The 14,202-nt window shown below is 41.9% G+C and carries 13 protein-coding genes; 2 read left to right on the top strand and 11 right to left on the bottom strand.

Annotation, left to right across the window (positions count from 1 at the left end; all coding sequences use genetic code 11):
• Positions 1–17 precede the first annotated feature (17 nt).
• From EKM76_RS01630 to dapB, 5 genes are all read right to left on the bottom strand, one after another.
• Complete coding sequence (locus EKM76_RS01630) at positions 18–518, bottom strand: dihydrofolate reductase (RefSeq protein WP_125548930.1); 501 nt, start codon at positions 516–518, stop codon at positions 18–20.
• A gap of 37 nt (positions 519–555) precedes the next feature.
• Positions 556–1,503 carry a thymidylate synthase gene (locus EKM76_RS01625; protein WP_125548929.1) on the bottom strand — a complete coding sequence of 316 codons (948 nt, stop codon included), beginning with the start codon at positions 1,501–1,503 and terminating at the stop codon, positions 556–558.
• Between the two features lie 53 nt (positions 1,504–1,556).
• Positions 1,557–3,443, bottom strand: coding sequence for an ABC-F family ATP-binding cassette domain-containing protein (locus EKM76_RS01620; RefSeq protein ID WP_125548928.1), 1,887 nt, complete (start codon positions 3,441–3,443; stop codon positions 1,557–1,559).
• Positions 3,444–3,566: 123 nt separating this feature from the next.
• Complete coding sequence (locus EKM76_RS01615) at positions 3,567–4,778, bottom strand: CCA tRNA nucleotidyltransferase (protein WP_125548927.1); 1,212 nt, start codon at positions 4,776–4,778, stop codon at positions 3,567–3,569.
• Positions 4,775–5,563: a 4-hydroxy-tetrahydrodipicolinate reductase gene (dapB, locus tag EKM76_RS01610; RefSeq protein ID WP_191986891.1), complete on the bottom strand. Its 789-nt coding sequence runs from the start codon at positions 5,561–5,563 to the stop codon at positions 4,775–4,777. Before dapB ends, EKM76_RS01615 begins: the two co-directional genes overlap by 4 nt.
• Positions 5,564–5,715: 152 nt before the next feature.
• On the opposite strand from dapB, the gene EKM76_RS01605 reads away from it, so the two are divergent.
• On the top strand, positions 5,716–6,588 hold the full coding sequence (locus EKM76_RS01605; RefSeq protein ID WP_125548925.1) for a YitT family protein: 873 nt from the start codon (positions 5,716–5,718) through the stop codon (positions 6,586–6,588).
• Positions 6,589–6,680: 92 nt separating this feature from the next.
• Positions 6,681–7,496 (top strand): site-specific integrase, encoded by an 816-nt coding sequence (locus tag EKM76_RS01600; protein ID WP_125548924.1) that lies wholly within the window; start codon positions 6,681–6,683, stop codon positions 7,494–7,496.
• A 46-nt stretch (positions 7,497–7,542) separates the two neighbouring features.
• Here EKM76_RS01600 and EKM76_RS01595 read toward each other — a convergent pair whose 3' ends face one another.
• The 6 genes from EKM76_RS01595 to EKM76_RS01570 all read right to left on the bottom strand — a co-directional run bounded on the left by EKM76_RS01595 (position 7,543) and on the right by EKM76_RS01570 (position 14,152).
• Positions 7,543–8,811 carry a tetratricopeptide repeat protein gene (locus EKM76_RS01595; RefSeq protein ID WP_191986889.1) on the bottom strand — a complete coding sequence of 423 codons (1,269 nt, stop codon included), beginning with the start codon at positions 8,809–8,811 and terminating at the stop codon, positions 7,543–7,545.
• A 130-nt stretch (positions 8,812–8,941) separates the two neighbouring features.
• Positions 8,942–10,006 carry a DUF916 and DUF3324 domain-containing protein gene (locus EKM76_RS01590; protein WP_125548922.1) on the bottom strand — a complete coding sequence of 355 codons (1,065 nt, stop codon included), beginning with the start codon at positions 10,004–10,006 and terminating at the stop codon, positions 8,942–8,944.
• Positions 10,007–10,041: 35 nt separating this feature from the next.
• Positions 10,042–10,758, bottom strand: coding sequence for a WxL domain-containing protein (locus tag EKM76_RS01585; RefSeq protein ID WP_125548921.1), 717 nt, complete (start codon positions 10,756–10,758; stop codon positions 10,042–10,044).
• A gap of 12 nt (positions 10,759–10,770) precedes the next feature.
• Positions 10,771–11,088: an LPXTG cell wall anchor domain-containing protein gene (locus tag EKM76_RS01580; protein WP_125548920.1), complete on the bottom strand. Its 318-nt coding sequence runs from the start codon at positions 11,086–11,088 to the stop codon at positions 10,771–10,773.
• A 13-nt stretch (positions 11,089–11,101) separates the two neighbouring features.
• Positions 11,102–12,484: a cell surface protein gene (locus tag EKM76_RS01575; protein WP_225417850.1), complete on the bottom strand. Its 1,383-nt coding sequence runs from the start codon at positions 12,482–12,484 to the stop codon at positions 11,102–11,104.
• A gap of 195 nt (positions 12,485–12,679) precedes the next feature.
• On the bottom strand, positions 12,680–14,152 hold the full coding sequence (locus EKM76_RS01570) for a helix-turn-helix domain-containing protein (protein WP_125548919.1): 1,473 nt from the start codon (positions 14,150–14,152) through the stop codon (positions 12,680–12,682).
• Between the last annotated feature and the right edge of the window lie 50 nt (positions 14,153–14,202).

Below are 14,202 nucleotides of genomic sequence, written 5' to 3'. Positions count from 1 at the left end.
ACTTGCCACTCAAAAAATTATTCATTTGTACGTTGGTAAGTAGCAAATGAATAGGGATATTTATTTTTAGCGTCAACTACCCCTGGCTGAAACGCAACACGCGTAAAAGCTGGCCAATCTAATTCAGGCATATAGGTGTCACCGCTGAAACGGGCCGCAATCTTAGTGACATATAAGCGCGTAACCTGATCCTTGAATAAGTTGAAAATTTGTGCGCCCCCAATAATGATCGTTTCCTGCTGTGGATGCGCTGCTGCATACGCTAAAACTGCCGCAACATTATTTAATAGGATCACGCCAGGTGCAACTGGATAATCAGTTTGTTGGCTAAGAACAATGTTAGTCCGCTGCGGCAACGGCTTGCCCATACCCGCATAAGTTTTCCGGCCCATTACTACGATTTGATTCACCGTGACTTGCTTAAAATGCTGTAGATCAGCAGGTAAATGCCAGGGCAATTGCCCCTTAGCACCAATTAAATGGTCTTGCGCTTCCGCCCACATAAATGCAATTGTCATTTAGTGTCCTCCTCTAAAATCTAATGTAACGTGGGTTCTACACCGCAACTGGTGCCTTAATTACTGGATACGGATCGTAATTTTCTAATTGAATGTCCGCCACATCATAATCAAAAATACTATGTTTATCAGGATTTAATTTCAATGTTGGCACTGACCGTGGGGTGCGGGTCAACTGTTCCTTGACCTGGTCCAGATGATTACTGTAAATGTGCGCGTCACCTAATGTATGCACAAATTCGCCGACTTCTAAGCCTGCTTCTTTGGCAATCAAAGCGGTCAGTAAAGCGTAGCTAGCAATATTAAATGGTACACCTAGAAAAACGTCGCCACTGCGTTGATAAAGTTGGCAGCTAAGTTTACCATCGGCCACATAAAATTGAAATAATGTGTGACATGGTGGCAATGCAGCTGTTGGTACATCTTCGGGATTCCACGCCGTCACGATCATGCGCCGCGAATCCGGCGTTGTCTTGATCATTTCGATCACGTTTTTGATTTGGTCGATGGTTTCGCCATTACGCGTCTGCCAAGCGCGCCATTGTTTGCCATAAACGTTACCTAATTCACCATATTTAGCTGCAAATTGATCATCGTTTAAGATTTGGTCACAAAAAAGTTGCTTCTGTTCCTTATAAGCTGCTGCAAAAGTAGCATCGGTCAATTGCCGATGACCAAAATCAGTCATATCAGGGCCTTGATAATCACTACTTTCCACATAATGCTTAAACGCCCATTCGTCCCAAATATGGTTGTTATGCTGTAACAGGTAGCGAATATTGCTGTCGCCTTTTAAGAACCACAGCAGCTCGCTTTTAATTAAGCCAAAAGGTACTTTTTTTGTTGTCAATAACGGAAAGCCTTCACTGAGATCAAAGCGCATTTGATAGCCGAAAACACTATAGGTACCAGTCTGTGTACGATCATTTTTATGATGACCTTCTGCTAAGATTTTACGTGCTAAATCAAGGTATGCTTCTTCCATAGTCGTTATTTCCTCCTACTAGATAAATGTGGTCACTCACCAGTCAATATTCATTAGGCTTCAGCGTACTGGCTTAGGTAATCCCAGCGTTGCATTTTATCTTCGATCTGTTGATTCAATTGCTCAACTTCACGTTGTTGCTCAGCTAATTTACCATAGTCAGCGCCATTAGTTTGCATCGCTGTTTGTACCGCAGCCAATTGTTGTTCTAGTTGATCAATATCAGTTTCGATAGTCGCCCACTCTTTTTGCTCATTATAAGTTAACTTAGTTTTTGCTTTGGTCACTGACTCAGCGGGCACTGTCGGCTGAGTAACCACAGTTGCTTTAGCTGCTGGCTGCTGTTGTTGGGCTAGATAGTCACTTAAATCACCGGTAAAGCGATCGACCTGTGCATCACCATTAAAAATAAGTAAGTCATCCGCGACTTGATCCAGAAAATAACGATCATGAGAAACTGTGATCACCGCGCCATTAAAGTTGGCCAAATAATTTTCTAAGACAGTCAAAGTACTGATATCTAGATCATTAGTTGGTTCATCTAATAACAGGACATTGGGCTGCTGCATTAAAATTTTCAGCAAATACAAGCGGCGTTGCTCACCGCCAGATAACTTACGAATTAGTGTTCCGTGCATGAAACGAGGGAAAAGAAATTGTTCCAATAACTGCGTTACGCTCACTACCGATCCATTACGTCCGGTAACTGCTTCGCCGACTTCTTGCAGGTAGCTGATTACTCGTTTGTCCGGATCCAACTGTTCAGTCATCTGTGTGTAGTAACCTAAACGCACCGTTTCACCTAAAGTAATAATTCCAGAATCAAGTGGTAGTCGCCCAGCTAAAACGTTCAAAAAGGTCGACTTACCGGCCCCATTCTCACCAGTAATACCCAACCGTGCATGATTTTGTACCATCAAATCAAAATCTTTAATAATGGGATGCTGGTGAAAGCTCAGACTGGCCTGCTTTAGTTCTAATACCTGTTTACCTAATCGTTGTTGGCCTAAATCAATATCGACCGCGGCAGCCTGCTCGATACCCTTATTAACTTGGGTCTTAAGATCATTGAACCGATTAATGCGGGCCTGTTGCTTAGTTGAGCGTGCTTTAGCGCCTGCATGCATCCAGTCTAATTCTTTTTTATAAAGTTTCTCTTGTTTTGCCGCCTGTTCGCTGGCTTGCTCAGCGGCAACGGCACTTTGCTGTAGATAATCCTCAAAATTACCGGTATAAGTAGCTAGTTGGCCAAATGCTAGTTCATAGATTTGATTAGTTACTCGATCCAGGAAATAACGATCATGGGTCACCACTAACAGCGCGCCTTTGTAACTGGCCAGATAATCTTCCAGCCAAGCGATTGAGGCAAAATCCAGATGGTTCGTTGGTTCGTCTAAAATCAGTAAGTCAGGTGATTCGATCAAAACTTGCGCTAAACCGACCCGCTTTTGCTGACCACCAGACAATTCACTGATCGGCTGATCTAAATCAGTGAGTTTTAGCTGTGATAAAATCGTTTTGATCTGCGTATCAACATTCCAGGCATCGCCTTGATTCATCGCTGCTTCAGCCTTAGAATAAGCCGCCTGCGCTTTAGGATCATCACCAGCAACGCTAAGTGCAGCTAAAGCCCGCTCATAGGCAGCAATTACCTTAAACAGTGGATTATCACCGGTAAAAATAGCTTGCATAATAGTGAGCTCTTGTGGTAATTGTGGAACCTGTTGTAAGTAGCCAATTCGGTATTGTTTCGGCGTGGTAATATCCCCTTGATCAAAGGTATCGTTGCCGGTTAAGGCATTCAATAAGGTTGTTTTACCGGCGCCATTGGTTCCGATCAAGCCGATCCGGGCACCTTCTTTAATAAAAAAGGAAATATGATCGAATAGCATTTTTTCGCCATAAGTTTTGGTTAAATTTTCCGCGGTTAAAGTTTGCATTGATTTATCTACCTCAGTTTCTACTTCGCACTCATCATAAAAGATTGCAATAGAAAACGCAATCATGGTTACTTACAAAATAAAAGTGAGAGTCACTGATACAATATCAGCACACTCACTTTATTAAATATGACTCAATTTTTCAGCTGCCGCAATCAAAGCTTTTTTTTGATTTGGCAATGTTGCGGCGACCACTGCCTTTTCTAATTCAGCTAATAATTGGCCTAGTTGTGGTCCTGGCTTCAAGCCTAGTGCTTGTAACAAGTCACCACCGTTCACAGCAAGCTCACTACGCCGCTTTATTGGTAATTGCTGGTATGCAGACTGCAATACCGCTTCCGCTTCACCAGCACCGTATAAATGAGCGATCCGATTAGCAGCTAAAATATTAGCTGATCCAGTTTCATAATAATTCCAATTGGTTAACGGGCTATGCGCTAAAAATTGTTGCAATATGGGTAAACTAAGACTAACGGCTTGAATCAACTCGTTTGCTGATTTCCATTGTCGCAAGAACGACTTAGTTGCTTCAATACTTAGATTCAATTGATGGGTGATCAATAACCAGACATCTTGTTCGTTAACTAACGGCGTTGCTGGCAATTCAGCAATTATCTTTAGCGCTGCCTGAGCTTGAGCAAGACCTGGACATTGACTATATAATTCAGTTTCAATAAAACTAGCTAGGCCATTTCGCCGCGCTTGCCCCAGCATTAGCTTAACAAATTCATCATGAATTCGTTCAATGGCAATTTTACTTAGCAATTGATGCTGGGTTTGAATCGCCAGCGCCGTTGCTGGCTCAATGGTGAAAGCTAACTGGCTTTCAAACCTTACCGCCCGCATCATCCGTAGCGCATCTTCATGGAACCGTTCGTTAGGATCGCCCACAGCACGAATCAACTTATTATCTAAATCAGTTAGACCGTCAAATAAATCGATGATCGTTCCATCGTGTTGTAGTGCTAGGGCGTTGATCGTAAAATCACGGCGCTTTAAATCCTCGCGCAATGAACGTACAAACGTGACTTGATCTGGTCGGCGAAAGTCCTGATAAGTCGATTCAGTTCGAAAAGTAGTGACTTCGTATGCATCGTCTTGCTGTAAAACAGTAACGGTACCATGTTGGATACCCGTATCAACTGTCCGCCGAAAAATCTGCTTAATTTCTTCTGGGTACGCACTAGTGGCAATATCCACATCATGAATTTTTTTACCAAGAAGTGCATCACGCACACTACCACCAACAAAATACGCCTCAAAGCCAGCTTGGATAATTGCATGTAGCACCGGTAACGCTTGGACAAATTCATCAGGTAACTGAGTTAATTTCATAGTAGATATTCAAGTCCATCGTAGAGTTGACTAGCTTGGCGAACTTTACGACAAGCTAAAGCGACGCCAGTCATAAAGGATTCACGGTCATAGGTATCTTGGCGAATCGTCAGCCCTTCCCCAATGCCACCAAATTGAACTTGTTGATGCGCAATTAAGCCGGGTAAACGTACGCTGTGGATCCGCATGCCCGCATAATTAGCACCACGCGCACCAGGAATACTTTCTTTCTCATCTGGATTACCTTGTGGCTTGTCGCCGCGAACTTCGGCCAGCATTTCAGCTGTCTTAACGGCCGTTCCACTCGGTGCATCTAATTTATTATCATGGTGCATTTCAATAATTTCAACATCAGGGAAATATTTAGCCGCTTGCTTAGAGAATTGCATCATCAAAACGGCACTTAAACTAAAATTAGGCGCAATTAAGCCACCAGTTTTCTGTTGTTCAGCTAATGTTTGCAAAGCTTTAATGTCCGCTGCCGTAAAACCAGTCGTCCCCACAACTGGCGATATTTTGTGTTCCAAGGCGAATTGAGTGTTAGCCACTGCCGCTTTGGGAATTGTAAAATCGATCCAAATTTCTGGTTCAGCTACCAACGTTGCGTTCAATTCAGTGAAAACTGGTGCGTGTTGACCAGCAAATTCAGGTAACTCAGCTAAATCTTTTTCAGTAGCGATTGGATCATAAACCCCCACCAATTCAAAATCAGCATTTTTTAAAACCATTTGTGTTGCAGTAGCGCCCATTCTACCTTTGAAACCTGCGACAAGAATTTTTGTCAAAAAGATCACCTTTTTCATTTAATTTAATTCGTTACTTAACATACTAACAAATTCTCGTGGCAATTAAAATATCCGTAAGCGCTAAAATCCGGTATAATGCAGGCAGGGGTAACGTTTATTTTCTTCTACTATCAAACAAGGAGGCGGTATTTTTGGTAGAGCAACATGGTATTCGGGGACGCGATTTATTTTTAATTGCTTTAGGTTGTGCACTTTATGCACTGGGTTTGGTGAGTATTAATATCAATAATAATTTAGCTGAAGGCGGAATTACGGGGGTTACATTGATTCTGCGCTTTTGGTTCCATCTGGATCCAGCCTATTCCAGCTTATTACTTAATATTCCGTTGATCATCGTTGGTTATAAATTTCTCGATCGTAACGCACTTATACTAACGGTTTATGGAACGGTAATGTTATCGCTGTTTCTGTGGTTGTGGCAACGATTACCGGTGCAGCTTAATTTACACCATGATTTATTTATCGCTGGGGTTATGGCGGGACTTTGCGGTGGTTTTGGCAGTGGGTTGATCTACCGAGCTGGTGGGACTACTGGCGGTAGTGATGTTGTCGCCCGTGTCATCGAACGGCAACGCGGCATTTCAATGGGCCGTTCACTACTTTTCTTTGATATTATCGTATTGGTTTTATCATTAAGTTACCTTGATATCCGGCATATGATGTACACCCTGCTCGCCTCTTTTATTTTTTCGCAAGTCGTTGATTTCACTCAAGAAGGCGCTTATGCCGCGCGTGGTATTTTGATCATTAGCGATGATTATCAAGTAATTGCTGACGATATTATGGCCCAACTAAATCGCGGCACTAGTTTCTTACAAGCTGAGGGTGGCTATCAACACGCTGAAAAAAAGGTGATTTATTGCGTGGTGGCACCAAATGAAATCGCCCTTATCAAACGCATTATTGCTCAACATGATCCACAAGCCTTTATTTCAATTATTAATGTCCATGAAGTCTTAGGCGAAGGTTTTACTTACGAACGTAAACGCCGGTCTATTTTTTAAATTTATGCGCAGCTTGTCTGCGCTATTTGTTTTTTATTAAATAAGTTAAAGTAACTTTTTTATGATATACTTGCTTAAAGGAGTTGGTATCAATGGCCTATCCCTATCAAAAAAACTTTCAGCATTTCTTAGCTGAAAAAGAGTTAGCGGAAATAACGATTGCTGAATATTCCCGTACGCTCGAAGACTTCTTCACCTACCTACAGCGCTTCAACTGGGCCTTTAGTAGTGATCCCAGTCTAGATAATATTCTAGAAAACGACATCCGCGATTACTTGAGCATGTTGCTAAGCCAGCGTGAGTTAAAAAATGACACCTACAATAAAATACTTTCGCACCTCAACGGCTACTTTAAATTTTTATTCACCCATGAATTGATCGCGCATTACCCAACTGTTGGCTTGAAAGGATTAAGTAAAGAAATACTACAACCAACAATTGACTTTACTTGGCTTGAACAATTGGCAGCACATCTGCAAAATCAGCAATTAAGTTTCTATACCCGTGCGCTACTGTTGTTTAGTGCTCATGGTTTTACCAGCCAAGAAATGTTAGCCCCTGATTTTTATACGATTGCGGCTGAGCTAAGTTTTAATGCAACCGAGCGCGTGTTTATGCAGGCTTTTCATGACTATCTGCGGCCACGCCAACTTTTACAGAATAGCGCTGAACTGTTTTTAAAAACGCGGCTCGACCGGCAGCATCCCAGATTATCGGCGCCAGCTTTACACAAGTATTTAAAAAAAGATGCCCCTTTATTAGATTTCGCCTTAACGCCACAGAAACTACATCAAGGCTATATCCTCCACTATTTAATCCAGCACCGTGCTGCCAGTCAAACTGAACTGCAACAGCAATTAAGGCTGGATCCCGCTTCACTAGACTACTACCGCAGTTTACTGCCTTAAATTAGTCACAAAAAATGCGTAACCACTTGGCTACGCATTTTTGCTATCAATTTTCATCCGCTAAATAATCATCAAGCAGATAAGCCATTTCATCATCCGTTGGCACGATCTTCACGTAGCGTTGTAAAGCAGCCAACGTTTCAGCACGTAACCCCATACTGCGGAAGAAATTAATGATTTCTTTCAGAAAATTAGCCTCATTTTTAAAAGTCGGATAAGCCAACAAGTAGTTTTCACGCGCGATAGCAGCATGATCTAATTCAGCCGCCGAACGCGCAAAGTTCCAGTAAGCTTGCGGATCGACATCTCCTTGTTGCAATGCGGATTCAAGCAAGTCGTAATTTTCTTCGTGGCGGGCTGATTTAACGTACAAATTACTTAATTCGATCAATGCCTGCATGTTTTCCGGATCGATCGTCAATAGTTGCTGTAAATATTGCTCTGCGGTGGCGTCATCTTCTAAACGTAACGCCAAATGGGCCCCTTTATCGAATAACACCTCGTTATACTGGTCAACGGCTAAACCAGCTTGCACCACCCGTAACGCTGCTGGTAATTGCTGATCAGCTTCCAACGCTTCGGCATAATAGGGATAAACTGAACTATACTGCGCATCTTGTTCCACTACCCGTTCAAAACTATCGATGGCCCGCGTATAATCTTTCAACTGCAACGCAATAAAGCCACTTTGAAATAAAGTATTACTATCCATTTCGGCTTCCGTGATCTGTGCTAGATAATCGCGAGCCTGTTCAAACTCACCACTATTGGCATAGGCGACCCCTAAGCGTTGGTAAAGATTGACTTGAGCAATCGTTGTTTCACCGGTAGCCACCAATGCTTCGTAATGAACGATCGCCTTTTGAAATTCGCCGCTATCAAAATAAAATTCGGCCAAAGCAAAACTAATGATCGGTTCATCAGGAAATAAGCGGCGGGCGGTCAATAATTTCTGCTCACTGACTTCGTACAAACCCTGTTGTTGATACAAATCAGCGCTGACCAACAGACTTTCTGCGTACGCTGGCGATTCTGGTTTAACTTCCTGTAAATAAGTCAGCGCCTCATCAGTTTTACCATCACTGATAGCAATATCGGCTAATGTTGTTCGTAGCTCATCTTCAGTGGGGTATTTTTTTAGTAACTGTAAATAGGTGCGCCGTGCTTGCCGTAAAAAACCTGAAGCGTACAGATCCTCTGCTAAACTGTATAACGTTTCATCATCATCCCGGCGTAAAGCGTGATTAAATGCTGTTTTGGCTTCTTCTAATCGTCCAGCTTGCAAGTCATCTAACATTTGTTTTGCGTAACTCAATTGACCGCACCTTCCATTCATCCGAATTCTTTCAAACTAAGCTATTCTAGCATATTTAGACTTAAATTTAAAAAAATCAGCTGTCGAACCAAAATAGCGGTGGACTGCAACCAGTCACACCGCCATTTTTTTAATGCTTATGCTTATCTAATTCTGCTCGTAAAGCCGCATTTTCTCGCTCTTTAGCCTTTAACTTACGCCGGCTATAGAACCAAAAGCCACCAATCAGCGCTAATAAAATGATCACGCCAATCAAGGTATAAAGCCAAGTATAATCAGGCTTGATCGTGACATCCCGCTTATTCAACTTAGCCGCCCGCTGACCATCGATCTCAAAGTTACGTTTAAAGTGCCATTTATGCCCTTTAGAAGTCGCAACCAGATCCATAGTGTATTTACCAGCCTTTAGTGGTTGACCATTTAAACGAACTGGAAATACTAGTTGAGAGTTAGGCGCCATTTGCATCCCTTTATTGGTCTGCTGGTACTTCACTTTTTCACTACCGCGGGGATAAATCTTTGCTTTAACCGTTAATTGATTGATATAGGTTGCGGTCACGTTGCGTAACGTTGCGTTGATCACATTACGGTAGTTGGACTGACTAGCCTTGACTTGACCTAATTTCATCTGTGGGGTCATCGTCTTCGTGTTTTGGTGCAAAACAATGCCGATCACGTAGGCATATTGATTTTGTACTGTTGTCCCTTTTTTGGCCTTTTTTTGGGCCGCGATCGCGTTGACATCTTGTAATCTGAGACCACCAGCGATGATCCCGTTAAAATGACCTGCCGGCATAGTGACGTTTAATTTGACCTGTCGTTGTTGGTGCGCTGGTATGTCGACCGTCGCTTGTTCCGGCTTAACATAATCAGCTAACGAATAACGCAAAGTAGTGTCTGCTTTAGCTTTGGCCTTAGTATATTCCACAACGCCATTTATATTAGTTGTCGCTGCATTAACTTCCGGTTTTAATTTAACCGTCTTATCGGTCAGATTAGTCACCGTTGCGCTGATCGTTTGCTGCGTCCCTGGCGCTAATTTTAAATCAAAATAATTAACGTCTTTGGCGACTTGATTATCTGGTAGATTGGTTTCTACCCCAAAAGTCAACTCACTAGCGGCGGCCGGCCGAAGCCAGACAAACATCCCTAAAATTAACGCTAAAGTAGCTAATACTAAATTTTGTCGTTTCAACAGAGACACATCCTTTGTCCGTTAGTTTTTATTGATTACGCAGTTGCAGGCACGTCCGTTAAGGTCCACGTTAAGTTTGATGTGTAGGTAGCCGCATCTGGATGCGCCGCAACCGGTACTTTTAATGTAGCAGTCGAAACGTCTTCTTCATCGGTAACTTTGCCCCATTTATCAGCCCAAGTACCGAATCCAGCGCCAGCGCCAGCATCCATAATAACTGCTGAAGTCCCGGGATCTAAAGTAACAGCATGGGTCGTAGGCGCCTTTTCAGTATTCCCCGTTGTAGTAACGGCTGTTCCTGAGAATTTTAATTGTGCACCCTCTAATTTTCCGTTCGCATCATTTGTAAATTGGGCATCTTGCATAACGGTCAAGGTCCAACCTTTAACCGCACCAGAACGTTGGTCAGTCACCTGCACAAAGTTAGGAATTGCTTTACCATCAGTAGTTTTATCATTTGCCGCTGTATAGGTTGCATCTGCTTTTGGGACATCATGAGTTCCAAAATCTAAATCTGAAACGTAATCAATGGTCAATGGGCCTGTTTCACCGGTACCAGGGCCAGGACCAGGATTACTAGGATCAGGATCTTCGGGATCGATTGGATTAGTTGGATCGGTCGTATCAGTGAAAGTCGCTGTTGCCGTTGACTTCTCGGTTTGGGATACAGCTGCACTCACACTTGTTGCTAACCCACCCGCTAATAAGCCACTTAACATTGTCATTGTTACCAAAGCACTTTTTTTAATCATTTTGGTCACCTCTTAGTTTAATTTATGTTGCATTAATTTATTTCTAAACATAAAGCCAGCTAAACCAAACAACAGAACACTACCCAAGAGCGTCAAACCCCAAGAAGTTTGCCCATTGGTTTGTGGCAATACAGTTTGTATATTGCCCTGAATATTATTTGATTGCACATCATTGGGAACTATCACCTGATTTGGCACGTTTGGCTTAACTATCGGACTAGGCACAAAACTGGTTTGTGCTTGACTATTTATTGCCGCATAACTAGCCGTACTCGGTAAAAGGAGCGCCGCAGCTAGTAACAAATACAAGACGAGCTTTCTTGCGTTCATCAGCGTGCTCCTTTCATTTATTCGGTAATGTTTCTTGTAAAGTCCAAGTCACCGTACCAGCATATTTTTCAACTTTGGGTTGTCCCGGCTTAGGCTTAAAGGCTAAGCCTGTTTTTGTATCCCATTTACTAGAAATATTGGTTGTTTTACCCGGAGTTGCCGTAGCCAAGCTGGCAACGGTCACGGCAGCGCTAGACAGCGTACTGTCAGCCCCATTATTTAGATAATGTAAACTGTCCGTTAAAACCGTGCCTGTCGTTTCACCAGTCATTTGTTTAGTCAAAGTAGCGGTTAATTGCCATCCGTTGATCTTCACACCAGACGGAAAAACACGGGTATCTTCCACCGCCAATGATTTATCACCCGTCGGTATTTTACCCATATACGTTATTGCACTGGTTTCCTTCACATTGAGATCCTCACCAAAATTGATCAAACTCGGTGCGGTGATACCGATCATACCTTTGATGTAGGCTAAATTAAAACTAGCATTACCGCTATCCGTATTAGTCGACCTGCGCGCTTCAAGCCTAAACTTATAAACAGTTCCAACCATACTATCACTATAGTCCGGCAAATAACTATCGGGAACGACATACTTCCAGTTTTGGCTTACTTCAGCAGTTACATTAACAGTTCCCAGTGTTCTGTCTTTAAGCGCTGGTCCATTACCGCTAACACTCACTGCCACGAGAACAAAGGTCAGTTTTTCGGTCAGTCCATCCTTAACAGTACCAGAAAGCGTAAAATCACCACCATAATAAAAACTGGTTTGGAAGTCACTAGTACCATTAGATTGATCCGCCTTTAAAGAAATTGCAGTGCTTGCTCGAGCTGCTGTAGCTGACTCAAGACTTGAACTTAAATCTGGGGTACTTTGGGTTGAGGTTGAGGGTTGATCCACGACAACAGAGCTACTGCTATCTTCAGTTTCACTAGTTGCTGCTGATCCAGAAGATTCTGTAGTCGCTATTACTTGGAGCTTAGACTGCAGTGTTCCTGCACGTGCCTGTAATTGATAACTGCCTGCCGTGACTGCCGTTATGGGAATCGCCAACTTAAGCGGTATTGCGTCATACGTGGTGATCAATAAATTTGTTGCGTCAAGCTGTGCGCTAAACTGGTCACTATTCGCATTATTAAGCTGATTAAGCGCCGTTACGTCTGTTTCTAGCCCTGCAGGTAATGTTATCGCCACCTGCGTCTCAGCTGGAACATTAGCGACAGTCAAGCTTAGTTCACTACTTGTGCCAACTTTTAAATCACTGGCACCGCTTAAGATCAATTCCGGTCGTGCTGCTGTGGTCGCCGCTTGTACTGAACTACCTACAATTCCCACTAACAAACTGACAAGTGCAAATAAATTCAGCCAGCGGCGCCACATCCTAGTCCGCATAAGTCCACCTACTTTCCTCACATTTTTCAACAAATTAATTGTAACCGTTGTCAATAAATTAGCTAATCAATTTTGATATTTTTTATATCAAAATTGATAGTATTAATTCCTAATATAAATAAAAAAATAGTGATAAATCACTATAATTAGTGTTATCACTGGTTAAAACTATTGATTGCGTAATTTTTATATCGCCTATTTATACCCAATGTAATTTATTATTTCTTCTATATTATGAATATCTCGTTTAGTACCCAATTGAGTTAGTTGGTACACTTGCTGCCCAGCGGCAATTATGGGTAAAGTCTGGTTGGTTATCACTAAATCATAATCATGCCCTGGTTGATACATTGTAATGTTGATCAACCACTGATCATGTAGTTGCCGTTGCAATTTACTGATCAATAAACGTTCAAAAATATCGGTGAAATCAGTGGCCAATCCAATCGTAATTTCCCGTTGTTGTTGACCTTGAAACTCATTAAGTATCAATAGCAAGCAATGCTGAAAATAAGCACTGTTAGTTGCAACAAGCAAACGTAACTGTGGACAAGCACTTTGTTTTAATTTGGCCAATACTTTAGCTACCAGCGTCTGTAACTCAGTTGTGAAATAAAATTGCCGATAATAGGCCGCAGCCGGTGGATTAAAGGTCGTTAGCTCACCATTAAATAAATAAGGTTTCACTAAAGCATCAAACAATAATTTAGAAAAATTAAACGGCCATTGCTCTGGCTGAAGCAACAATTCCCGGCGAATAACTTGATTAAAAGCTGCCAGCAACTGACTTAATTCAGTTTGATTATGCTGATAAATATCCGCAAATTTTTGGACTACAGTCGCATAACTATTAAAAACACTCGTACTCAGCAACATAGCAAACAAAGCTTTAGTTTCAAAATCAACAGATGCATTCGGTGTCCGCGCAAATAGTTGTAGATAATAGTCATTGATTCGTTCAAATAAAATATTATCGCGACTAAGCTCGTTGATTGCTGATGGTAATTGTTGGTCAAACTGATTGATCGTTAATTGTCGCTGCTGCGAGATCGTGATCCACAATTTGATTCGCTGGTTAGCCACAGTATTAAATTGATAAGCAAAATAACTTTCCAAGTGTTCAATATATTGATTATGTAAGATATTTGGTTGAATTTCTAGCGGTAACACTTTAGTAAACAACTGATAATAAAAATAACGAATCTGTAACTCTGGACCTACTAATTGACCATGGCGGATCGTTATTTTAAACTCGCGTAGCACGCGATTGATATGTTGAATGTGTCGATACAAAGAAGCTTCACTAATCGCTAACTTCAAAATCAATTCATGTAGATTTATTTTACCCTTACGGTACATTAATAATAAAATTTGACAATCAATTGAATTGTGGAAAACGTCATCTAAATAAAGCTTATTTAGCGTCACCTGACCGTCTAAACTTAACTGTAACTGATTAGGCGTTAACTCCAACTTAACTAAACCAGCAGTAATTGACGCCTGTAATTCTAATACTAATTGGTTAACATAACGATTTAATGAAGATACTGAGATCGACAGTTGCTGGCTAAGTGCTTGCTTACTAACCGCACCGTCGGCCAAGTAAAGTTGTTCCAACAATGACACCATAATGCGATCCTGCTTATCTAATAAGTCTTCCTTAAACATTACTAACCCCTTTTCTTCTCACAATCGACGATGTATCAACACCACTTTTT

The sequence above is a fragment of the Loigolactobacillus zhaoyuanensis genome (assembly GCF_003946385.1).
Taxonomy (GTDB): Bacteria; Bacillota; Bacilli; order Lactobacillales; family Lactobacillaceae; genus Loigolactobacillus; species Loigolactobacillus zhaoyuanensis.
This window is presented reverse-complemented; position numbering and strand designations above follow the sequence as displayed.

Excerpts from the sequence above, each read along its gene's own strand:
- EKM76_RS01600 (WP_125548924.1), top strand. The coding sequence starts at position 6,681 with ATGGCCTATCCCTATCAAAAAAACTTTCAGCATTTCTTAGCTGAAAAA.
- EKM76_RS01585 (WP_125548921.1), bottom strand. The coding sequence starts at position 10,758 with ATGATTAAAAAAAGTGCTTTGGTAACAATGACAATGTTAAGTGGCTTA.
- EKM76_RS01570 (WP_125548919.1), bottom strand. The coding sequence starts at position 14,152 with ATGTTTAAGGAAGACTTATTAGATAAGCAGGATCGCATTATGGTGTCA.
- EKM76_RS01575 (WP_225417850.1), bottom strand. The coding sequence starts at position 12,484 with ATGCGGACTAGGATGTGGCGCCGCTGGCTGAATTTATTTGCACTTGTC.
- EKM76_RS01620 (WP_125548928.1), bottom strand. The coding sequence starts at position 3,443 with ATGCAAACTTTAACCGCGGAAAATTTAACCAAAACTTATGGCGAAAAA.
- EKM76_RS01615 (WP_125548927.1), bottom strand. The coding sequence starts at position 4,778 with ATGAAATTAACTCAGTTACCTGATGAATTTGTCCAAGCGTTACCGGTG.
- EKM76_RS01630 (WP_125548930.1), bottom strand. The coding sequence starts at position 518 with ATGACAATTGCATTTATGTGGGCGGAAGCGCAAGACCATTTAATTGGT.
- EKM76_RS01580 (WP_125548920.1), bottom strand. The coding sequence starts at position 11,088 with ATGAACGCAAGAAAGCTCGTCTTGTATTTGTTACTAGCTGCGGCGCTC.
- EKM76_RS01625 (WP_125548929.1), bottom strand. The coding sequence starts at position 1,503 with ATGGAAGAAGCATACCTTGATTTAGCACGTAAAATCTTAGCAGAAGGT.